This is a genomic window from Acinetobacter sp. YH12239, from assembly GCF_013417635.1.
In the GTDB taxonomy this organism is placed as follows: domain Bacteria; phylum Pseudomonadota; class Gammaproteobacteria; order Pseudomonadales; family Moraxellaceae; genus Acinetobacter.
The window spans coordinates 1-20,606 of the sequence record NZ_VPDP01000026.1 but is presented as its reverse complement, the minus strand read 5'-3'; the positions used below and the strand labels follow the sequence as shown (position 1 = coordinate 20,606).

General features: G+C 39.2%; 21 protein-coding genes. 11 read left to right on the top strand and 10 right to left on the bottom strand.

What is annotated here, in order from left to right:
* The coding region (locus tag FTV17_RS14350; RefSeq protein ID WP_306669591.1) for a CoA-transferase at positions 1-166 on the bottom strand (166 nt) is incomplete at its 3' end.
* 272 nt (positions 167-438) lie between these two features.
* On the opposite strand from FTV17_RS14350, the gene pcaU reads away from it, so the two are divergent.
* On the top strand, positions 439-1,263 hold the full coding sequence (gene pcaU / locus FTV17_RS14345; protein WP_180000500.1) for an IclR family transcriptional regulator PcaU: 825 nt from the start codon (positions 439-441) through the stop codon (positions 1,261-1,263).
* Between the two features lie 77 nt (positions 1,264-1,340).
* On the opposite strand, the gene pobA is transcribed toward pcaU, so the two are convergent.
* Entirely contained in the window at positions 1,341-2,531 is a 1,191-nt protein-coding gene (gene pobA / locus FTV17_RS14340; RefSeq protein WP_180000498.1) for a 4-hydroxybenzoate 3-monooxygenase, read from the bottom strand.
* Positions 2,532-2,686: 155 nt separating this feature from the next.
* Here pobA and FTV17_RS14335 point away from each other — a divergent pair, with 155 nt between their 5' ends.
* The 6 genes from FTV17_RS14335 (at position 2,687) to FTV17_RS14310 (ending at position 8,420) form a co-directional block, all read left to right on the top strand.
* Positions 2,687-3,496: an IclR family transcriptional regulator C-terminal domain-containing protein gene (locus FTV17_RS14335; protein ID WP_180000496.1), complete on the top strand. Its 810-nt coding sequence runs from the start codon at positions 2,687-2,689 to the stop codon at positions 3,494-3,496.
* A gap of 365 nt (positions 3,497-3,861) precedes the next feature.
* Positions 3,862-5,208, top strand: coding sequence for an MFS transporter (locus tag FTV17_RS14330; RefSeq protein WP_180000494.1), 1,347 nt, complete (start codon positions 3,862-3,864; stop codon positions 5,206-5,208).
* 64 nt (positions 5,209-5,272) lie between these two features.
* Entirely contained in the window at positions 5,273-6,538 is a 1,266-nt protein-coding gene (locus FTV17_RS14325; RefSeq protein ID WP_180000492.1) for an OprD family outer membrane porin, read from the top strand.
* Positions 6,539-6,677: 139 nt separating this feature from the next.
* Complete coding sequence (locus FTV17_RS14320) at positions 6,678-7,256, top strand: nuclear transport factor 2 family protein (RefSeq protein WP_180000490.1); 579 nt, start codon at positions 6,678-6,680, stop codon at positions 7,254-7,256.
* Positions 7,226-7,726 (top strand): chalcone isomerase family protein, encoded by a 501-nt coding sequence (locus FTV17_RS14315; RefSeq protein WP_180000488.1) that lies wholly within the window; start codon positions 7,226-7,228, stop codon positions 7,724-7,726. Before FTV17_RS14320 ends, FTV17_RS14315 begins: the two co-directional genes overlap by 31 nt.
* Positions 7,727-7,736: 10 nt before the next feature.
* Positions 7,737-8,420 (top strand): response regulator transcription factor, encoded by a 684-nt coding sequence (locus tag FTV17_RS14310; RefSeq protein ID WP_092768268.1) that lies wholly within the window; start codon positions 7,737-7,739, stop codon positions 8,418-8,420.
* 49 nt (positions 8,421-8,469) lie between these two features.
* On the opposite strand, the gene FTV17_RS14305 is transcribed toward FTV17_RS14310, so the two are convergent.
* From FTV17_RS14305 to FTV17_RS14275, 7 genes are read right to left on the bottom strand one after another with little or no spacing between them, the layout of a single operon-like run.
* A complete protein-coding gene (locus FTV17_RS14305) occupies positions 8,470-9,813 on the bottom strand; it encodes a HAMP domain-containing sensor histidine kinase (RefSeq protein ID WP_180000506.1) in 1,344 nt (447 codons plus the stop codon).
* 44 nt (positions 9,814-9,857) lie between these two features.
* Positions 9,858-10,907, bottom strand: coding sequence for a cyclopropane-fatty-acyl-phospholipid synthase family protein (locus FTV17_RS14300; protein ID WP_180000486.1), 1,050 nt, complete (start codon positions 10,905-10,907; stop codon positions 9,858-9,860).
* 8 nt (positions 10,908-10,915) lie between these two features.
* Positions 10,916-11,695, bottom strand: a complete 780-nt coding sequence (locus tag FTV17_RS14295; protein WP_180000484.1) for a DUF1295 domain-containing protein — start codon at positions 11,693-11,695, stop codon at positions 10,916-10,918.
* Positions 11,696-11,715: 20 nt separating this feature from the next.
* Entirely contained in the window at positions 11,716-12,912 is a 1,197-nt protein-coding gene (locus FTV17_RS14290; RefSeq protein WP_180000482.1) for a cyclopropane-fatty-acyl-phospholipid synthase family protein, read from the bottom strand.
* 1 nt (position 12,913) lies between these two features.
* Positions 12,914-13,702, bottom strand: a complete 789-nt coding sequence (locus FTV17_RS14285; RefSeq protein WP_180000480.1) for a DUF1365 domain-containing protein — start codon at positions 13,700-13,702, stop codon at positions 12,914-12,916.
* 8 nt (positions 13,703-13,710) lie between these two features.
* Positions 13,711-14,997 (bottom strand): NAD(P)/FAD-dependent oxidoreductase, encoded by a 1,287-nt coding sequence (locus FTV17_RS14280; RefSeq protein WP_180000479.1) that lies wholly within the window; start codon positions 14,995-14,997, stop codon positions 13,711-13,713.
* A complete protein-coding gene (locus FTV17_RS14275; protein WP_180000477.1) occupies positions 14,994-15,968 on the bottom strand; it encodes an acyl-CoA desaturase in 975 nt (324 codons plus the stop codon). Before FTV17_RS14275 ends, FTV17_RS14280 begins: the two co-directional genes overlap by 4 nt.
* Positions 15,969-16,391: 423 nt before the next feature.
* Here FTV17_RS14275 and FTV17_RS14270 point away from each other — a divergent pair, with 423 nt between their 5' ends.
* The 4 genes from FTV17_RS14270 (at position 16,392) to FTV17_RS14255 (ending at position 20,243) form a co-directional block, all read left to right on the top strand.
* Entirely contained in the window at positions 16,392-17,024 is a 633-nt protein-coding gene (locus tag FTV17_RS14270) for a paraquat-inducible protein A (protein WP_180000504.1), read from the top strand.
* A gap of 35 nt (positions 17,025-17,059) precedes the next feature.
* Positions 17,060-17,794, top strand: a complete 735-nt coding sequence (locus FTV17_RS14265) for a paraquat-inducible protein A (protein ID WP_180000502.1) — start codon at positions 17,060-17,062, stop codon at positions 17,792-17,794.
* A 93-nt stretch (positions 17,795-17,887) separates the two neighbouring features.
* Positions 17,888-19,537, top strand: coding sequence for an intermembrane transport protein PqiB (locus FTV17_RS14260; RefSeq protein WP_180000475.1), 1,650 nt, complete (start codon positions 17,888-17,890; stop codon positions 19,535-19,537).
* The gene (locus tag FTV17_RS14255) at positions 19,524-20,243 is read left to right on the top strand and encodes a membrane integrity-associated transporter subunit PqiC (RefSeq protein WP_180000473.1); all 720 of its coding nucleotides are present in this window, start codon (positions 19,524-19,526) and stop codon (positions 20,241-20,243) included. The genes FTV17_RS14260 and FTV17_RS14255 overlap by 14 nt, the downstream gene beginning before the upstream one ends.
* Positions 20,244-20,510: 267 nt before the next feature.
* On the opposite strand, the gene FTV17_RS14250 is transcribed toward FTV17_RS14255, so the two are convergent.
* The coding region (locus tag FTV17_RS14250; protein ID WP_143242124.1) for a transposase domain-containing protein at positions 20,511-20,606 on the bottom strand (96 nt) is incomplete at its 5' end.

Below are 20,606 nucleotides of genomic sequence, written 5' to 3'. Positions count from 1 at the left end.
CTGCGTTGTTGTTGACGATCACTAAGTCTTTAATACCGAGTTCAATTAAGCCATCGATGAGTTCAGCAGGCTGACCTGCGGTACCAAACCCACCAATCATAATGGTTGAACCGTCTTTAATTTGGGATAAAGCTTCAACTAAAGACTGTGACGATTTATCGATCATCCAACAACTCCCTCTGTACAACATATTTTAATATTTGGGGAATCCACGATTAGCGCAATTTCAATCTGGACGGAGATTGAAATATGCAACTAAATCGCTTGGATTCCATCACTCCATTCTTGATAAATTAAAAAGCTTGAGCTACCTTGAAAAAAGGTTTTTGTACGATTTACAGATTTTTTGTTCGATGATCGAACAATATCTTGAGTATATTGCTCAAGATTCTAAATCAGCATCAATAATTCAATTTTTAAAATAGCAAGGAAAATGCTGTGTCTACAGAATCAGACTCAAGGAACAGACAACTTCAAAATCCAGATAATAAAAAGTGGATTCGTCATGAAGACTTTATTGCAGGTATCAGCAAAGGACTGGCTATCCTAGATTGTTTTGCAAATGACCGTCACCGTTTAAATGTGACCATGGCTGCAGAAAAAACAGGGTTGACTCGAGCCGCTGCAAGACGACATTTAATGACTTTAGAATATTTAGGTTATTTAGAGTTTGATGGTCATTATTATTATTTAACACCTAAAATTTTAAAATTTTCAGGTGCATATTTAAGTGGTGCACAGCTGCCTAAAATTGCTCAGCCATTGTTGAATTTACTGACTCAGCAAACCTCTCTCATTTATTCCGTGATGGTATTAGATGGCTACGAAGCTATTACGATTGCACGTAGTGCAGCGCATCAACAGACTGATCGTGTTAATCCTTATGGATTACATTTAGGTAACCGACTACCCGCTCATGCGACATCTGCAGGGAAAATTTTATTAAGTTATTTATCCAAGGAAGCACAACAAGAATGGTTGGAAAAATATCCACTCAAAGCACTCACCAAATATACGCATACCGATAATGAGAAATTTATAAAATTATTAGCAGAAGTTAGAGCTGATGAATATTGTTACTCAGCTGAAGAACATGAGTTAGGCGTACATGCTTTGGCTGTACCTATTCACAATCATCGTGCTGATGTTGTCGCAGCATTGAACATTGTGTCACCGACAGGTAAAACCAGTAAGGAATATTTAATTCAGTATATTCTGCCCTTATTACAGCAAACCTCGATTGAATTTAGACAATTTGTTTAATAAAAAAACACACCAAATTGTGGAGCAATTTGGTGTGTGCTAAAAATTAGCCAATGGATTAAGCTTGACTTCGAGGATTAACTCGCTTTTTGGAGTGGTAGTCCAACATAGTTTTCAGCAAGCGTAGTTTGTCCTGCTTCTGAACCAAGAATATAACTTAATTCAGCTTGTTTGATTTTATGCTCGAATTCGGTTTCTGTCTCAAAACGATGTAATAAATGAGTCATCCACCAAGAGAAACGCTCTGCTTTCCATACACGTTTTAAGCAATTTTCAGAATACTCCTCAATCCCCTGCTCAGAACCCGTTTGATAATATTCAATGAGAGCTTGAGAAAGATACGCAATATCAGATGCAGCGAGGTTTAAACCTTTAGCTCCTGTTGGCGGTACAATATGAGCAGCATCACCCGCCAAGAACATTTTACCAAAACGCATTGGCTCAGTGACAAAACTACGTAATGGCGCAATACTCTTCTCAATTGATGGACCAGTCACGAGCTTTTCACGGCTTTCAGGATCTAGACGATTTTTTAACTCTTCCCAAAATTGCTCATCTGACCAATTTTCAACTTTATCCGTTAACGGTACTTGTAGATAATAGCGACTTCTCGTGTTAGAACGCATACTGCATAATGCAAATCCACGATCAGATTGCACATAAATTAGTTCCTCCGCAACAGGAGGTACATCTGCCAATACCCCTAACCAGCCAAATGGATAGACTTTCTCAAAAGTTTTAATTTTGTCTTCTGGCACACTGGCACGGCACACACCATGGTACCCATCACAACCTGCGATAAAATCACATTCAACTTTAACTTGCTGACCATTATGCTCAAAAGTAACACTTGGTTGACCGTAGAAATCATGTACTTGAACGTTAGCTGATTCATAGTATGAAGTGAGTTGAGCCGCTGTGCGAGCCTGCATTAAATCTTTGGTGACTTCAGTTTGGCCATATACCGTAACTTGTTTACCACCCGTCAACTGCGTTAAATCAACACGGTGCTTTTCACCATTGGTTAGAATTTCAATACCCTGATGAGGTAACCCTTTTTCACGGAGTTGCTGATCTACACCAGCTTCAGTCAATAAATCTACTGAAACTTGCTCTAAAATCCCAGCACGGATACGACTGGCAACATATTCAGCACTACGCTGTTCAATTAAAATATGATCAATACCCGCTTTATATAGCAGTTGACCGAGTAATAAACCTGCTGGGCCTGAACCAATAATCGCGACTTTGGTTTTTAAAATTTCCATATTGCAAACACCCTCAATTTTTTTCCTTTTGTAAAACCTAATGAAATTCCAACTGAGGTACTAGACTTTAGCCCTAAATACGACCGAATTTAGTGACAAATGACCGATCATCGGACAAGATATCAGAATTAAAGGGTGTAAATCAGAGCAATATCATGCGCAATGAATTGATTTCAAATGCTAAAAATAAAGAAGTAATTCAATATGATGATTATATTGCAGGCCTTGCTAAAGGTTTGAATCTATTAGAGTGCTTTGGTGTTGAACGTCAAAAATTAAATGTCACCCAAATTGCTGAACGTACAGGATTGAGTCGCAGCGCAGCACGACGATATTTAAGAACTTTAAAATTTTTAGGTTATTTAGACACAGATGAACATTTTTATTGGCTCACCTACAAAGTTTTACGCTTTTCAAGTGCTTATCTAAGCTCTGCATATTTGCCAAAAGTCGCTCAACCTATGCTGAATTTACTCAGTATCAAAACTGCACTGAGCTATTCAGTCACGGTACTCGATGAACATGAAGTAGTACCTGTTGCGAAAAGTGTTCCTCAACAGAACGAATCATCTAAAATGAGTCCGTTGGGTATTCATCTAGGTAATCGCCTTCCAGCCTACGCCACCTCAACAGGTAAAATACTACTCTCAAGATTGAGCCATGATGAACTTAATCAATGGCTTGCACAATATCCACTCAAGAGATTAACGCCTTTTACCATCATAGATCATCAAAAGTTTATAAACACTATTGCAACTGTTCAAAAACAAGACTACTGCATTTCTACAGAAGAACATGAATTGGGAATTATTGCTTTAGCTGTCCCTATTCTCAACATGCAAGGTGATACTGTAGCCGCACTCAACTGTATCGGATCCAGCCACAGAATTACAGAAACATATTTAATCCAAAATATTTTGCCCCAGCTTAAACAAGTAGCTCATGATTTGCGCGCTATTTTATAAAATTCGGAAGATTCGAATGAACTTTTAAGATTTTTTTCCTTTCTTTAACTGAGGTGTTCATTTTTTTAATCCCTAGTACTTTAGTATATTTTTCAAGTACTTCTTCGCAAATATGGATCCATTTAATCTAAAATACATCTAAGTTAATATTTTTTTGCTTGAATTTGGATCCAATAATGCTAAATTCATGCACATTGCAGACGTGTTGATTATTTCATCAATACCAGAATATGGACGGGTTCTGACTGCGATGAACACCTTAAACATTACTAGGATGACTTCTGAAGTCTGCCTACGTTTATGACATGTAATCACATGCCACACGTAGTGCTTTTCAATGAGGTCTTATTCCATGGAGAAAGTAAATGGTTCAGAACCCGCGTGAGGAAATGAATAACAAGACCATGAATGGGTTTCAGTGGTTTGTTATCGGTATTTGTATTTTATTAAATGTTATTGATGGCTTTGACGTTCTTGTCATGGCCTTTACTGCTGCATCTGTTTCTGCCGAGTGGGGACTGACTGGCGCTGAACTTGGTGCACTATTGAGTGCTGGCTTATTTGGTATGGGTGCTGGCTCACTATTTCTTGCACCTTGGGCTGACAAAATCGGTCGCCGCCCACTCATCTTACTTTGCCTACTTATCTCTGGAGTAAGTATGGTTGCAGCATCATTTGCTCAGACTGCAATGCAACTTGGCATGATGCGTTTTGTGACTGGTTTAGGCATCGGCGGTATTCTCGCAAGTAGTAATGTTATTGCAAGTGAGTACGCATCTCTGCGTTGGAGAAGTCTCGCAGTCAGCTTACAATGTACAGGTTACGCGATTGGTGCAACCGTTGGTGGGATTATTGCAATTGCGCTTATCAGCAATTTCGGATGGCGTGCAGTCTTCTTAACAGGTGGTTTAGCGACTTTATTCATGTTGGTCGTGTCTTATTTCACCTTACCAGAATCACTTGATTACCTTTTGGTTAAACAGCCAAAAAATGCTCTAGAACGTATTAATGTTTTAGCAAAGAAAATCAATATTACCCCATTACAGCAACTTCCTACGGTCACTATGACCAGCGAACAAGCAAAGAGTGGTTTGGCACGTTTGTTCAGCCCTAAATTGGCACTTCAAACGATTTGTATCTGGTTTAGCTTCTTCTTCGTTATGTTTGGTTTCTACTTCGTCATGAGTTGGACACCAAAAATCTTATCTGCAAATGGAATGACCACTGAACAAAGTGTAACAGCAGGTGTCCTGATTAGTGCTGGCGGTATGTTTGGTGCTGCGCTGTTAGGTCTGATTAGTTCACGTATCCGTATTTACTATGTTCAAGCGGCTTTCCTTGCCTTAACTGCAATCTTGATCTGGTTATTTGTGAACAGTACTGGTTCACTCATGATCGCATTCATTCTCGCTTTATTCCTTGGCATGATGTCAAACGGATGTGTCGCAGGTCTATATGCGATGTCTCCTGCAATCTATGATGCTGATGTTCGTGCGACTGGTGTAGGTTATGCGATTGGTTTTGGTCGTGTAGGCGGTATTTTGTCTCCACTAGTTGCAGGTGCTTTCCTCGACAGTGGTATCTCATCACTTGTACTTTACGGTTATTATGCGTTGGCATTCGTTGCAGCCATTATCATGGTATTAAGCATTTCAAAACTCAAAAATAAAGAAACTGCACAATTGCATTTCCAACAACCAACATCTGCATAATCATTTTTTAAATACTTTAGAGCTAGACAAGACGTCTAGCTCCTCTTTTCATATAGGGACAATAATGAGATTTTCTGCAATCTTTTTAGGGGTAATTGCGTCTGGATTTCTATCAACAACGCAAGCAAATTCATTTATAGATGATTCATCAGTCAATCTAACAGCTCGCAATTTTTATTTTGATCGCGCATATACACAAGATGCATCAGGTAAAGATCAGAAAGACTGGGCTCAAGGTTTTATCTTTAAAGCTAATTCAGGCTATACATCAGGTACCGTAGGACTAGGTTTAGACATTATGGCACTGGCAGGTTTTAATCTTTTAGGCAGTGATGCCGACGATTATGCAGCTTCGGGATTACTGCCAACCAGTCCATCAGGTAAAGCTGATCAGTATGGAGAAATTCGCTGGACGGCAAAAGCGAAAGTGGGCAAATCGACTTTACATGGGGGTACACTCGCACCAATGTTCCCTGTTTTGTTCTCTTCACCAGCTCGTTTATTCCAGCAAAATTATCGAGGTACACATCTTCAAATCAATGAAGTGGATAATTTGAAAATTCATGCCCTGTATGTGGATCGTGTGAATCAACGTGATTCAACAGATTATGAAAAAATTAAAGTTGGCAATCCTAATAATCGATTTAAGACTGCTGCCGAATCATCTGGCTTACACATGCTTGGTGCTGAATATAAATTTAACGATCAAATTAGTGCGCAACTCTTTCATGCCAACCTTCATGATGTTTATCACCAAAATTTCATTGGTGCAAAAAGCAAACATGATATAGGTATTGGGCATTTATTAGGGGATGTACGCCTGTTTGTGAGTGAAGACTCAGGTCAAGCTCGTGCAGGACATATTGAAAATCAACATTTGAGCGGTATTTTTGGGCTTAACCGTAACAATCATACTTTCAGTTTGGGCTATATGCAGTCTTTTGGTGATACAGCTCTTCCGACCTTAGCGGGTTCAGAGCCAGCAGTGTTCTTAGACAGTATGAGTGCTGATTTCACCAACATTAATGAAAAAGTCTATCACGCACGCTATGACTATGACTTTAAAGACACTTCATTGAAAGGTCTAAAGTTTATGACTCGTTATAGTAAAGGCGATGATATTGAAATTCGTAACACCGACAATCAGACGTTTGAACAAGATGCTCTTGATTTCGAACTCAGCTATCGTGTTCCAACGGGTAAACTCGAAGGTTTAAATATTCGTACACGTTATAGTCGTTACCGTAACGATATACCACCAGTAGGTATGGCATTTAAGTCGGACGACGAAATGCGTGTCAACATTGATTACACTTGGAAATTTAAATAAAACAAAGTTAAAGGGAGTTCAACGGAACTCCCTTTAACACAAATATCATTCATCGATCACAGCTCATATTTTAATTTCACATCCATTTCACAAGATTGTCAGTAGATTAAAAATAAGAATAAATTAGTGGATTGAGATCATGAAACACGTCAAAAAAATTGTGGCTGCGACATTGAGCCTTCCTCTACTCTTTTTATCAGGCTGTGCAAGTATTCCAAGTTACTCTGATGATTATGCTCAAGCAAGATCGACAATTCAAGGCATCACCATGACGCCTGCCAAAGCTCAAGATATAGGGGTTCGTTTTACCAGTGCATTCAATACCTTAGGCACACCTGAGTTCACTAACCGAGCAAGCAATCTGTATGCTGACAGTTTATATATCAATGACACACTTTCACAATTTAGTAAGCGTGAAAATCTAGTCGAACATTTCAAAGGTATGAATAACCGTGTCAGTAATGTTTCAGTCAAATTGCTCAACACATCACATTTTGACGACTCAGCCTATGTGCATTGGCGTATGGCATATGATTTTAAAATCTTCGGTACAACTCGAAGCATGGAATCACATGGAATTAGTGAAATAAAACTCAATGAGCAAGACAAAATTGTGCTCCAGCAAGACTTTTGGGACCCAGCTGATGGCTTATTTCGCTCACTACCATATGCCGGAGGGTTATACGCATGGTTATTACCTTTCAAAAAATCGCAATAATGGCCCTCTCTGCTTTGAGTCTATTCTTCTTACCACTCGCGCATGCACAAAGTGTGCGTGAGTGTGGTCAAGGAGACCTCAAAGTCGGACAAAAAAATGTCGGTAAAGCAACTTATTTCGCTCAAAATTGTCAAAGCACTTGGAAGAATCAAGATATTCGCATGGACTTTGCTTATACTCAAAATATTCCAGAATGGGCTTTTAAAAAGGCTGCAACGCACTTTCTCAAACGAAATGTCAAACAAGCCAATACGTTGAAACAGCTTGACCAGATCACACAATTGTACCAACCCGTTCGATCTGGTGATATTTACAGTCTAAGCTATACCCATACGACCCAGACTTTAACTTTGAGTCTAAATCAAAAAATTTTGGGTAAAATTCAATACATGAATGCCAATGATTATTTTAATATTTGGCTGGGTTCGTCTCCATTTAGTGATACTTTAAAAAAGCAATTATTGGACTAATCGTGTCGACATGACTAAACATTTTATTTTAATGGTCGAAGATCATTACGAACTTGCTTCAACATTATGTGAGTTTTTAGAAGAGCATAATTTTGTGGTTGATCATGCGCGTAATTTAGATGTGGCACGTCAACTGCTTAAACAACATCCTTATCATATTTTACTGTTAGATATTAATTTACCTGACGGTACAGGTTATGACTTGTGTGAATGGCTTCGCAACGAACAAGGACTCGACCTCCCAGTACTGATGCTGACTGCTCGTGATACTTTGGATGATAAATTAAAAGGTTTCCGAGCAGGTACAGATGATTATTTAGTGAAACCATTTGATTTTAATGAATTGGTTTATCGTGTTCGTGCACTGATCAAACGCTCATTAGGAGAAGTATCTAACAGCCAAATCAAAATTCACGATCTCACATTAGACCCTGCTTTACAACAAATCACACGTGCAGGTCAAATGATCGAACTGCCACCTATTCAATTCAAACTTTTAAAATTACTCATGCGAAACTCACCTAAAGTGCTCACTAAACAGGAGATCATGCTTGAGTTATGGGGGGATGAAGAACCAGAAAGCGATGCGCTCAGAAGCCATATCTATAATTTAAGAAAAATGGTCGATAAGCCCTTTGAACAAAAATTAATACACACCGTTTCAGGGGTAGGTCTAAAGATCGCAGTTGAATAAAACTAGTTACTACTGAATTCACCCTTCAGATCAAGTTCCCCCAAATAAACTATTTTGGAGGCTGATCATTCAAATAAACGACCACAATCAATCCTGAACTGAGTGACAAGTCAACTTTTGGATGAGTCATCAAATAGTATTCACGATCAAATAACTCTACTCTCCAGCCAAGTTGTTTACATAATTTTTGAACCAGTTGTAGCCCGATACCATGACCTTTGATATCGAGTTGCAGCTGCTGATTCGTTAGTTCTTGCACCTTAGAGTTATTCGGTAAATCAATCCCGATACCATTATCTGCGACCAACACTTTATTTTTTTCGAGAATGACATTAATGCTTGTACCTTGAGAGTAATTCAATGCATTTCTTAAAATATTGCTGAATACCATTTTCGTCATCGATGGATATAAATGACGTTTGACCTCATCAACTTCGATGTTTAAATCGATACTCATTCCTTTAGCCAAACTGACACTATTCAAGTCGCTCACAACATCTTGAAGCAGTTCTGATAAGCGTATTTTTTCACTTTGTAAATTGCTTGTGGTATTTCGAGCAATGGCCAAAAGTGTATCGACCAATAACTGCATATCTTCAATTGTGTTTTGCAATCGAGTAAAGGATTTGTTATCACCATAACGGGCCTGACAAAGTTGTACATTGCCCTTCAATATTGTGAGCGGTGTTCGAAGTTCATGACTAACATCGCCAGTAAACTCTCTTTCACGCTGAATGAATTCGCTTAGAACTTGATGATATTTTTCAAGTGCTTGCTTGAGATATTCAGCCTCCAAATTAGAATCTGTTTTAATTTCTTTAAATGGTGATGCTCGATTATTCTGATGTTCCCAATCGATATGTTCGAGTGCATTGGCTAAGCGTGTGATGGGCGAAAAATAGCGGCGTGCACGGCGATTCCACCACCATAGCACACTGTATAGCAAAAATAAGCTGACCATGAGTGGCGCTAAACCAAACAGCCAAATAAGCTTATTAACATTACTTTCACCAAACACTAAAAAAACGTGTTCACCATTGCGTGTCCCATAAACCGTCATCCGGTCTTTACCATCGATATAGTGTCGATGTACACCCGATTGGAGTTTTAAATTACGAAATTCAGAGGGGGCTAACTCGTCATCGGACCAACGATATCCATATAAATTTTTAGTGTCGGGTAAAGCAGCTTCTGGATTACGCTCCATACGCTGCCAGTAATGCTCCATCTCCTGTTCGAGTGCTGTGGTCAGCAATGTTCCTTTAATGACCCAAGCACTGCAACCAATCCCAATCACAATAGACAAGGCAATAAGACCAATTTGTAGCCAATAATAGCGGTTAAACACCTCACCCAAAGGATGATCGCGTTTATCCCTAAATAGCCTCATCATGGACATGTACCCTCTTCACCTTATCGCTAAGCTTAGTTAGAACTTCAAACAGCTCGCTTCTTAAACAAATAATGGCCGATCACCCATTCACGACCTTTGTCATAACCAAATAGTTCTGCACAAGCCATGAAAAAGATTCTCCAACGTTGCCACCAGATTTCCGCATCTTGACCATAAGTTTGCTTAAATAGTGGTTTAAGTAAGTCCTTTTTTTGGTCCATATTATTTAACCATGCATTGGCTGTATGTTCATACTGTTGTCCAGACCATTGCCATTGGTTTTCTAACTGTAAATGATCCTGAAAATGCAGGAAAGTCGATACAGCAGGCATTAAACCACCTGTAAAAAAATATTTAGACATCCAGTCATAATCATTTTTAACTTCAAATGGATAGTGAATAAATCGATGGCAGAAAATATGACACCACAATAAACCATCTGCTTTGAGCCATTGACTAATATTGGCAAATAATCGCTGATAGTTTCGAACATGCTCAAACATTTCAACGGATACAACACGATCAAAAGAGTTTTGCTCCAACTCGAGTTGATTTACATCACAGGTGATGACTGTCAAATTGTTAAATTGCTTTTCTTTGGCTTGTTGTTGAATGTGAAGACGTTGAGTATTGGAGTTTGATACTACCGTAATTTTGGCATTTGGATAATGCTCTGCCATATACAAACTGAGTGATCCCCAACCACAGCCTATTTCTAAGATGTCCTGACCATCTTGTAATTGCGCACGTTCACAGTAGACCTGCAGGGCATTTTCCTCAGCTTGATCTAAACTGGTTTTAGCATCATGGAATAAACTGGCACTGTACTTTAAACGCTTGCCCAACACGGCCTGAAAGAATGCAGTAGGCAACTCATAATGTTGTTCATTTGCCTTGTCTGTATCAATCGCGATTTCACTTTTTTTCAAGTCTTTTAATACATTCATATAACGCTGTGAAGCGAATACAGGGTCAAAACGACCTTCTTGCTCAAGACGTTTTTTGCATAATGCTTGAATACCAAGACGAATCACTTGATCTGGAACTTTGCCACTTTCAATGAGTTTTAACGATTGTTGAACGATTAAATCCATGTAATTACCTACTTTTTCGGTGGCCAAGGAAGAAACATTGATGTTTTTTGTTGGTACATCTTGTAGTTTGCACCACGATTTTTGATCGCTTGCTGTTCACTAAATGGAATACCCGTGATGTAGTACAAAAAGAGCCACATCAACACTGGATAGATCCACAACCAAGGCGTTCCCGCCGCTATACCTAAGATTGGATAAGCAAACCAATGTATCCATTCAAAAAAGTAATTCGGATGGCGTGAATATTTCCATAACCCTTGATCCATCGTTTTGCCACGATTATTCGGGTTCAATTTAAATTGATACAACTGATGATCTGCGAGTGCCTCACCAATAAATGCAACCAGCATGATTAATCCTGAAATCAGCAGCAGCAGTTCTGTCGAGTTACTCCACTGCATCGCAGGTATACTGAGCAATTTGATCATTGGATATGAGAATAAGGAGATCAACCCAGCCTGAAATAGAAAAAAGAGAAGAAAACCTAAATGTTGAAAGTCTCCCATCGCACGGCGCATATTGGCATAACGCGTGTCCTCAGCATCTTCTCGGATATATCGTCTGAATAAATGCCATGCTAAACGGAGGAACCAAAGACCACTCGCGATCGCTAGAAAAATGCGAACAGATGTAGGGGCTTCATTCATTACATTTGCTGCGATGAGGACATTTAAAGCTATTCCAAAGCTCCAAATGACATCGACTAAACCTGCACGATGATTAAATGTCACCCAAATCCATGCACAAAGCATCAGGAAAACATTCATCACAAATAAATTGAGCAACATCGAGGTGTCCTCTCATTGATTCAGTATGGACTTGCTTCAAACAATAAGTGCACATCACTAATGACGCCTTCGAGAAAACCTCCTTCGCAATAACATAAATAAAAATCCCACATGCGAATAAAGTTTTCATCAAAGCCCAGTGCTAAAACTTGCTCACGCTGTTGTAGAAAACGTTCACGCCAACAATGAATTGTTTGTGCATAACTTAAACCATTATCTTCAAGATGCTTTAGACGTAATTTTTGTTCTGATGCAACGTTGGTCATCACGCTGATACAAGGAATAAAACTACCTGGGAAAATGTATCTTTTGATGTAATCGACCGTACTCAAAGCCTTTTCATATCGCGCATCTTCAATGGTGATGGCTTGAATAAGCGCTAATCCATTGGGTTTTAACAGCTGTCTACACTTTTCAAAATATGTCGATAGATATTGAGCACCAACGGCTTCAATCATTTCAATTGAAACCAATTTATCGAATTTACCTTCAAGTAAACGATAATCTTTTAATTTAACTTCAACACGATGAGACAGACCCGCAGCGTCAATTCTAGCTTTAGCTTCGTCAAATTGAGCTTGAGAAATGGTAATAGTAGTCACTTTACAACCATAGTTTTGCGCAGCATAGATCGCAAAACCACCCCATCCACTGCCAATTTCAACCAAATGATCCATGGGTTGAAGTTTCAATTTTTGGCATATGATTTCTTTTTTATAATCGGATGCTTGTTCCAAAGTCATAGATTGATCTTTGAATACCGCGCTGGAGTACATCATGCTCGGATCAAGAAATAACTTAAAAAAGTCATTACTTAAATCATAATGCTCAGCAATATTTTTGCGACTACCTTCCAATGAGTTTTTACGCGATGCATACCAAGTTTTGAGCAAGAGTTGACTCGCCTTTGCTAAGGCACTTTGGTTCATACGATCTAAAATATCGCGATTTCTCGCAAGAATTCGCACAATCTTCACTAAATCTGGTGTCGTCCAATATTCTTGAATGAAACCTTCAGCTGCACCAAGAACCCCCTGACGAAAAAGTAGATCCATCAACTTTGCATCATGGACCTCAATCACTGCGTCTAAATCACTCACCTCACCGACTGAACCCTCCCAAATCCCTTTAAAATGAATTTGGCCGTGTTTTAATTTCAGTAAATGACGTAACACCAGCGGTAGTGAAGATTGCTCTCCCATTAACAATGATTTCATATCACAGCTTGTCCTTCGTTTTATTGGGATGCCGATAAAATGGAACTCTATTTATCCAAAGCTTAAAGGCATGATAATAAATACCTGCAACCATCTTGATCGGCTCAAATAGTTTAAAAACAGCATAGCGATGAAGTTGTGAAGGAAGTGTGATGGGGGTTAACTCAAAACGCATTGATGCATCGAATTGTAATTTTTCCTCTTTAAACAATTGCATAAGCACATAATTTTGTTTTTCAGCCAAACTAAACGTCCATTGATACTTCAGATCCATTGGCATGAAGGGTGACACGTGAAAAGCTTTGTCAAACTGGAAGTGGAAGCTGGTATATTCGGAATGCTGCTCCCCCCCGGTGCGACAATCGTGAACGTATACCTGTCTTTCTAACCAGGGTGTATTGGTGATTTCACTGAGAATGAACTGTAATTTTTGCTGGGCATTAAATAGAAAATAAAAAACTACCGAATTAAATCTGAAGCCAAGCGTGCGCGGCAAAGCCAACACCCGAATTTCAGCGATCTGTATCCGTTCTTCTAAGGTATGTTCTTCCAATACATGCAGAACCTTCTCTCGAATCGTGCCTTGATAGTTTGCCAAGAAGTCATCAGGATTGAGGCTCAGCAAGCTCCATTTTTTCGTTGACCAAAGTATCGAAGTTTGCGCGAAGTGTTCGAGCTGTTCTGGATCAAACCATAAATACGTCAGCTGACTCTGAAAAGCATAAGGCTTAGGCAAGTAACGGCGATGACGAATGTCAGCAACTGCAATTGCAAGTGGATACAGCTGCATAAGTACTCCTAAGCGGCTTGATTCGATGAATTTAATAAGGTTTCAACCACCCATGACGCACTTCTAGCACCATCTTCATGAAAGCCCCATCCCCAATAAGCACCACAAAAATAGGTCCGATTTAAACCGTTTATTTCAGACCATCTTGACTGAGCTGCAATAGCTTCCGCATTAAATACAGGATGACGATAGTGACGCTGAACCCAGACTTTGTTTGGATCTAAATCAAAATTAGGATTTAATGTCGCAAAAATCTGAGTTTCACATTTCAAATTTTGTAGCTGATTCATCCAATAACTAAATCCATAATGGACACTACTTTGCTGAAATGGAGTGACTTGACCCACCCTATTCGGTGTGACATGCACATGCCAACTCGCCCATTGACGTTTTGATTTCGGCATAATACTGGTATCTGAGTGCACCACCATATGATTGTCTTGATACTGAAACTTTTCTAGTATTTCTGATTCTTTAACCGTTGGTTCAGCGAGCAACTTCAGTGTGTCATCTGCATGACTTGCAAACACCACCCAATCAAACCGTTCAATTCCCTGTACCGTTTCAATACTCACGTCATTTGCTGAGCGCTTAACTGACTTCACCTCTAATTTTTTAAAATGAATGTGCTTTGCTTGAGTTTGAATTGCACGAATATATTTAGAAGACCCACCTTTTACAGTTAACCATTGTGGTCGATCTTTGAGTTGCAACATACGATGATGTTGAAAAAAACTGACTACAAATTTATATGGAATTTGACCTGCTTGCTCTACTGGGCATGACCATAATGCACCACACATCGGATAGAGATGCTCTTGCCTAAACGCATCCGAGTATCCATGCTCGTTGAGATATTGCGCAATAGTGTAATTCGGGTCGGTCTCATCTACATCAAGATCTTTATTCGCTGCATAAAATCTGAATAGATCTGACAGCATCGCTCTAAAACGGGTCTTTAAAAAGTTCTGTGGTTTGAATAATAATGAGAATTTCTTGGAAGGATTATATTGCAGTCCTGTGACCTGATTATTAACTGAAAACCCCATATCGCTGCTTTGAGCTTGTACACCAAGCTCCTTCAACATCTCACAAAATAAAGGATAGTTGTGTTCATTAAAAACAATGAATCCGCTATCCACTGCAACTTGCTCACCATCGATCTTTAATTGGTGTGTATCAGTATGTCCCCCAAAATAATTATTCTTTTCAAATACGGTCACCTCATGCAACTTACTCAACTTCCAAGCTGCATAAAGTCCTGAAATACCCGATCCAATAATTGCAATTTTCATCTTGATTCCTTTGACTGAACTTGAGAATGTTGGCGTTTGGCCTTTTTCGAACGCGTAATTTTACTTGCTTCATAGACTCGAGCTGGTATGGGTTTCATTCCCCAAACCAAGCCAAACCATGACATACATTTTAAGATGTAATAGGTCACATCGATCTGCCACCAATAGAACCCTTGGCGCGTACTTCCTGCATAAAAATGATGATTATTGTGCCAGCCTTCACCAAGTGTAATCAGAGATAAAAATAAGTTGTTGCGACTATGATCATTCGTCTCAAAATCTCGGCTTCCATAATGGTGAGCCAGTGAGTTAATGCACAATGTGGCATGAATAAGCAGAACAGTAGAAATTGCACCTCCCCATACCAATAACTGTAAACCACTGGTTCCCCAATGCGGCCACATCCAAGCAACCCATTCCCCAAGACCATAAATTCCGATAGCCGTCATTAATACGATCATCAAACTAAAACGATCTAACCAAATCAGCTCCGGAAACTTCAGCCAATCTTTAATGACACTTTTACGCGTTGAAAAATTATATTCATTTAAAAACCAACCAACATGGCTATACCAAAATCCATGCGTTGATGAATGTGGGTCTTGAGGAGTATCTGTATAACGATGATGATATCGATGATGTGCTGCCCACCATAATGGTCCACGCTGCGCACTCATTGTGCCAATTAAAATAAAGATAAATTGCAGCCATCTCGAAGTTTGAAAAGTTTTGTGTGACAAAAAACGATGAAAAAAAGCCGTGATTGCGAACATGCGAATAAAATAAAAAAACAACATAAATGCAAAAGCAAACCAAGAAAACCCGACCCAAAACACTGCCAGACAAGCAAGATGCAGTAGGATAAAAGGAATTATTCTGAGCCATTGAATCTGTTTACTCTCAGAGGTCAATGCATCATGTGGTACGCTTACGGACCAACTATCCAGCCATTGCATGAGGCTTTTCAACATACAGTCATCCCAAACTAAGCAATCGATCTTTATGATTTAAATAAAGTGTAGTTCTTGATATATGAAGTTTATGTGAAGCACACGCTGCATCTTAAATTTCACGCTTAATAATTGAATTTAATATTAATTTAATTTCATCATATAAACTTACCTCACCCTCATTTTGACTACATAAATGCTGATCAATTAGCACTTCAACCCCTTTTATTTCCTCGTTGAGTTACATGACTGCACACTGATAAGCCAAACTAAAGCGCTATGTATCTCGATTCAACAAAATAATCATAGGCAAACCTTTTGAATCTCGATATAAACTATAGGGAGAAATAAAAAACCAAGAATATTGATGAATAAGTTGAGACAACGATGTCTGAAACGAATGTAGAAACTGTATCGGATTCTAACCTCACCCCTGATTTAAGAATGGTGCAAATCAATCAAAATTATGTTGCTTGTGAAGAGTGCGATACGCTCTTTCGTAAATCCGATTTATATAAGAATGAACGTGCCTATTGTTCGGCTTGCGGTTCCGAGCTCTATCGTAAAATTCCAACATTTAACACACTGTTGGCCTTAGTCTGTACTGCGTTAATTATCTTTGCGATTGCCAATAGTTTTTCAATTGTTAAAGTTGAACTCCAAGGCATTTATTCAGAAACCACATTATTGGGTGCAGCTTGGGCAATGTTCGAGGCTGATCGTGCTTTTGTAGGCTTTCTTATTCTGATGACCACTTTTGTTGTCCCTTTGGGCTACTTACTTCTGATGGGATATATTCTTTTGATGGCAATGATCAATAAAAATATTATTGCAACCCAAAAGTATGCATCACTTAAACTCGCATTACGGTCACTTTTTCAATTGAGAGCTTGGGGAATGGTTGAAGTCTTTCTGATTGGCGTTTTAGTCACCTTAGTGAAATTAGTGGGTATGGTGGTTGTGATTCCTGGAATTGCTTTATGGGCATTTGCCATTTTAAGTGTCTTGTTGGTCTATTTGGTATCAATCAAAATCAAGGATCTATGGAATGCAATTGATGGAAATCAAATCTCATGACCATTACTTCCACTCATACGAATCAACCCGATCAGATGAAGCATTCGCCACACCCTGTGCAGAAACCTGTCTCATTAGAAACGCTTGCACCGCGTGCAATTGATCTTGAGCTCACACTTTGTCATTGCTGTGGAACACTCAACCGCATGACGTCCTTGTCTGCCATGGAACAAGCACGAAAATCCCGCTGTACCCGTTGTGATAGCCCATTACATACCCGTAAAACCCGAAGTTTAGAACGAACTTTAGCTTATTTAATTGCAGCAAGTATCCTTTATATACCAGCCAATGTTTTACCGATGACGATTACAGAATCTATTCTTGGTCGTCAACAAGACACGATTATGAGTGGAGTCATTTATTTTTGGAAAAGTGGTGACTATTTCGTTTCGTCCGTTATTTTTATTGCCAGTATATTTATTCCCCTACTGAAATTAGTCATCCTTGCTCTCCTGCTCAGTGCTGTACATTTACAAGCCTCAAAAAAAATTCACCTCTCACCGAAGCATTGCTCGATCATGTATAGAGTCGTGGAGTTTATAGGCCGTTGGTCCATGATTGATGTTTTCGTTGTCGCTATGCTCGCAGCACTGATCCAAATTCAGTCATTGGCAACAATTTTGGCAGGCACAGGCGCAGTCGCTTTTGGTGCAGTTGTGGTTTTGACCATGTTAGCCTCACTGAGTTTTGATCCTAGAATCATTTGGGACAACTATTACGTTTCAATCCTGAGTCAGCATGAGAAAAAAAATGACGCTACAGAACATTGAGATTTACATAAAACCCTTTCACTTCTTGCTTGATCTTCATATGATGAAGCGTACAAACAACAAACACATTACGATTTAATAAGATCAATAACTATGTCAGAAAACCAATCGAGTAATGGTCATCCTCATGATGAACAAGTTCTGAGTCAGGTCGGTGTACCTGATAAGAAACGTAGCAAATGGAAACCTTCTCTCATTTGGATTATTCCAATTGTTGCATTACTCATTGCATTTTCATTAGCTCTCAAGGCGTATTTGAATACTGGTCCTGTTATTGAGGTTTCTTTTAGGACTGCAGAAGGCATTGAGGCTGGCAAAACTACAGTTCGTTATCGTCAAGTCAATGTGGGTCTAGTACGCGAAATTGACCTTTCGGAAGATCGGTCTCATATCATTGCTAAAATTGAACTTCGGAAAGATGCCAGTAATTTTGCTACGGAAGATTCACGTTTTTGGGTAGTGAGACCACGTATTGGTGCAAGTGGGGTTTCAGGTATCGATACTTTACTTTCTGGTGCATATATTGAAGTAGATGGCGGTAAATCAGATGTCAAAACCACTTCATTTAAAGGGCTAGAAACTCCACCAGTTGTAACTTCCGATGTTCCTGGAAAAATCTTTTTCTTAAAGGCACAAGATTTAGGTTCGCTCGATTTCGGTTCACCTATTTATTATCGAAGAATCAACGTTGGACAAGTAACCTCTTACCAACTGGCTGATGATGGAAAAAGCGTTGAACTTCAAACTTTTATTAAGTCACCTTATGACAAATTTGTCACCACAGATGCGCGTTTCTGGCAAGCCAGTGGTGTAGATGTCAATTTGAATGCTTCGGGCTTTAGTTTAAACACACAATCTTTGGCAAGCATCATTTCAGGAGGGATCGCATTTGGTTATCCTGAAAATTCTGATGCAGCTCCTGCTCCGAATAAAATGAAATTTGAATTATTTGACTCTGAAAAGCTTGCGCTTAAAGAGCCTGATCTTAATCCAAGACGGATCGTATTGTATTTCAATGAGTCATTGCGAGGTTTATCAGTAGGAGCTCCAATTGATTTCATGGGTGTCGAAGTCGGTACTGTGAAAAAAATCAACACTGAGTTCTACAATAATCACTCGCAAATTCGAATGCGTGTTGATGCTGAAGTTTATCCTTCACGTATTGCTGGTGGTCATGAGTTGGACCCGCAAGGTTCAGTATTCAAACAATTTGTTGAGCGTGGTTGGCGAGCTCAAATGCGGACTGGCAATTTACTTACAGGTCAAAACTACATTAGCTTTGATCTTTTCCCTAAAGCTAAATATGCCACTGTAATCCGTCGAAATGATGGTGTAGTTGAAGTTCCAACAACTCCTACAGAATTAAAAGGCCTTCAAGCACAAGTGTCCCAAATCGCCGATAATGTATCTAAATTTCCATTGGTTGAAATTGGTCAGGACGTTCGTCAAACCTTGGCAAACTTAGACAAAACTATACGATCTTCAAAAAGTTTGGTCGATCAACTTGATGGCAAAGTTGCGCCTAATTTACAAGCCACTTTGGATGATGTTCGTAAAACAGTTCAGTCTTCTGAAACCATCTTGGCAAGTGATGCACCTTTACAACAAGATCTGCGTCGTGCCTTACAACAAATTACCCGTGCCGCAGCTTCATTACAGTTAATGGCAGATCAAATAGAACAAAATCCTGAGTCACTGATTCGTGGAAAAACAGCGGAGCCGAAGAAAGATGACAGAGAATAAATTATTGAAATCTCAGCAACGCTGCTACCTAAAAATCCTTTCAAGCTTGAGTGTTGGTTTGTTTGCACTCATCGTCAGTGGGTGCTCTTCATCCCCTACGCCTAAGTTCTATTCATTGAGCACTCAAACGCTAACATCATCTTCGTCAAATCAAAAAGTGAGGATGATTGAGGTACTTCCTGTTGGATTATCTGATCGTTTAAACCGAATTCCATTGGTGATTCAACAAGAAAATGGACAGGCAAAAGTATTGTTCGATGATCGTTGGACTTCTACTTTATCGGCTGAATTGAGAGATGCCGTTTCTGCGCGTTTACAGCAAACATTGGGTGCAGTGGATCGTTATAATAGTGGTATGACTGGAGGACAAGCAGCTTATCGAATTGCCTTAGATTTTTCTAACTTTGATTTCATCGAAAAATCAAATCAGCAACGCTTTATGCTTATGAATACGACTTGGACTTTACGATATGATGATCCCAATCGCCCCTTATCCATACCCAAAAACGCTCAAACATTACCTCAACGTCATCAACTCAGTTGTCGGATGAGTTTTTATGAGGAAATTCCACAAAAATCTAAAGACTTAAATACTTTAGTCACTGTTTCGCAAAAAGCCATTGATCACCTTTCAATCAGTATTGCAAGTTCAGTCAAGCACTTAGAAAATAGGAATCAGCCGATTACTGGTGCGTTATGTAGTTAAGCATATATCGATCACAAACTGATTTTTTATTTTAAAAAATCATGTCTTTATAGATCTAAAGGATTAAGCAAGATCTATGACTTATTGAGATGGATCCTTTAAATAGTCAATGACTTATAGATTTGATTCTACTAAGTGTTCCCCAAAATGGGCATCATGATGTTGAAGATATCTCCCCACCTTAGGATTGAATCGTATCACCTCCTACTAAATGATGGGAGAATGTTTTGTTAAGGGTAAGCGTCCGCTGAACCCCATGCCTATTTTTTAATTTGAGTTGGATTTCCAGCGATGTGGCAGTAATTCTTCTATTTGGGTCGCTTTATGTGTCGGCAGCCTTTTCAGCACATCACTGAGATAGGC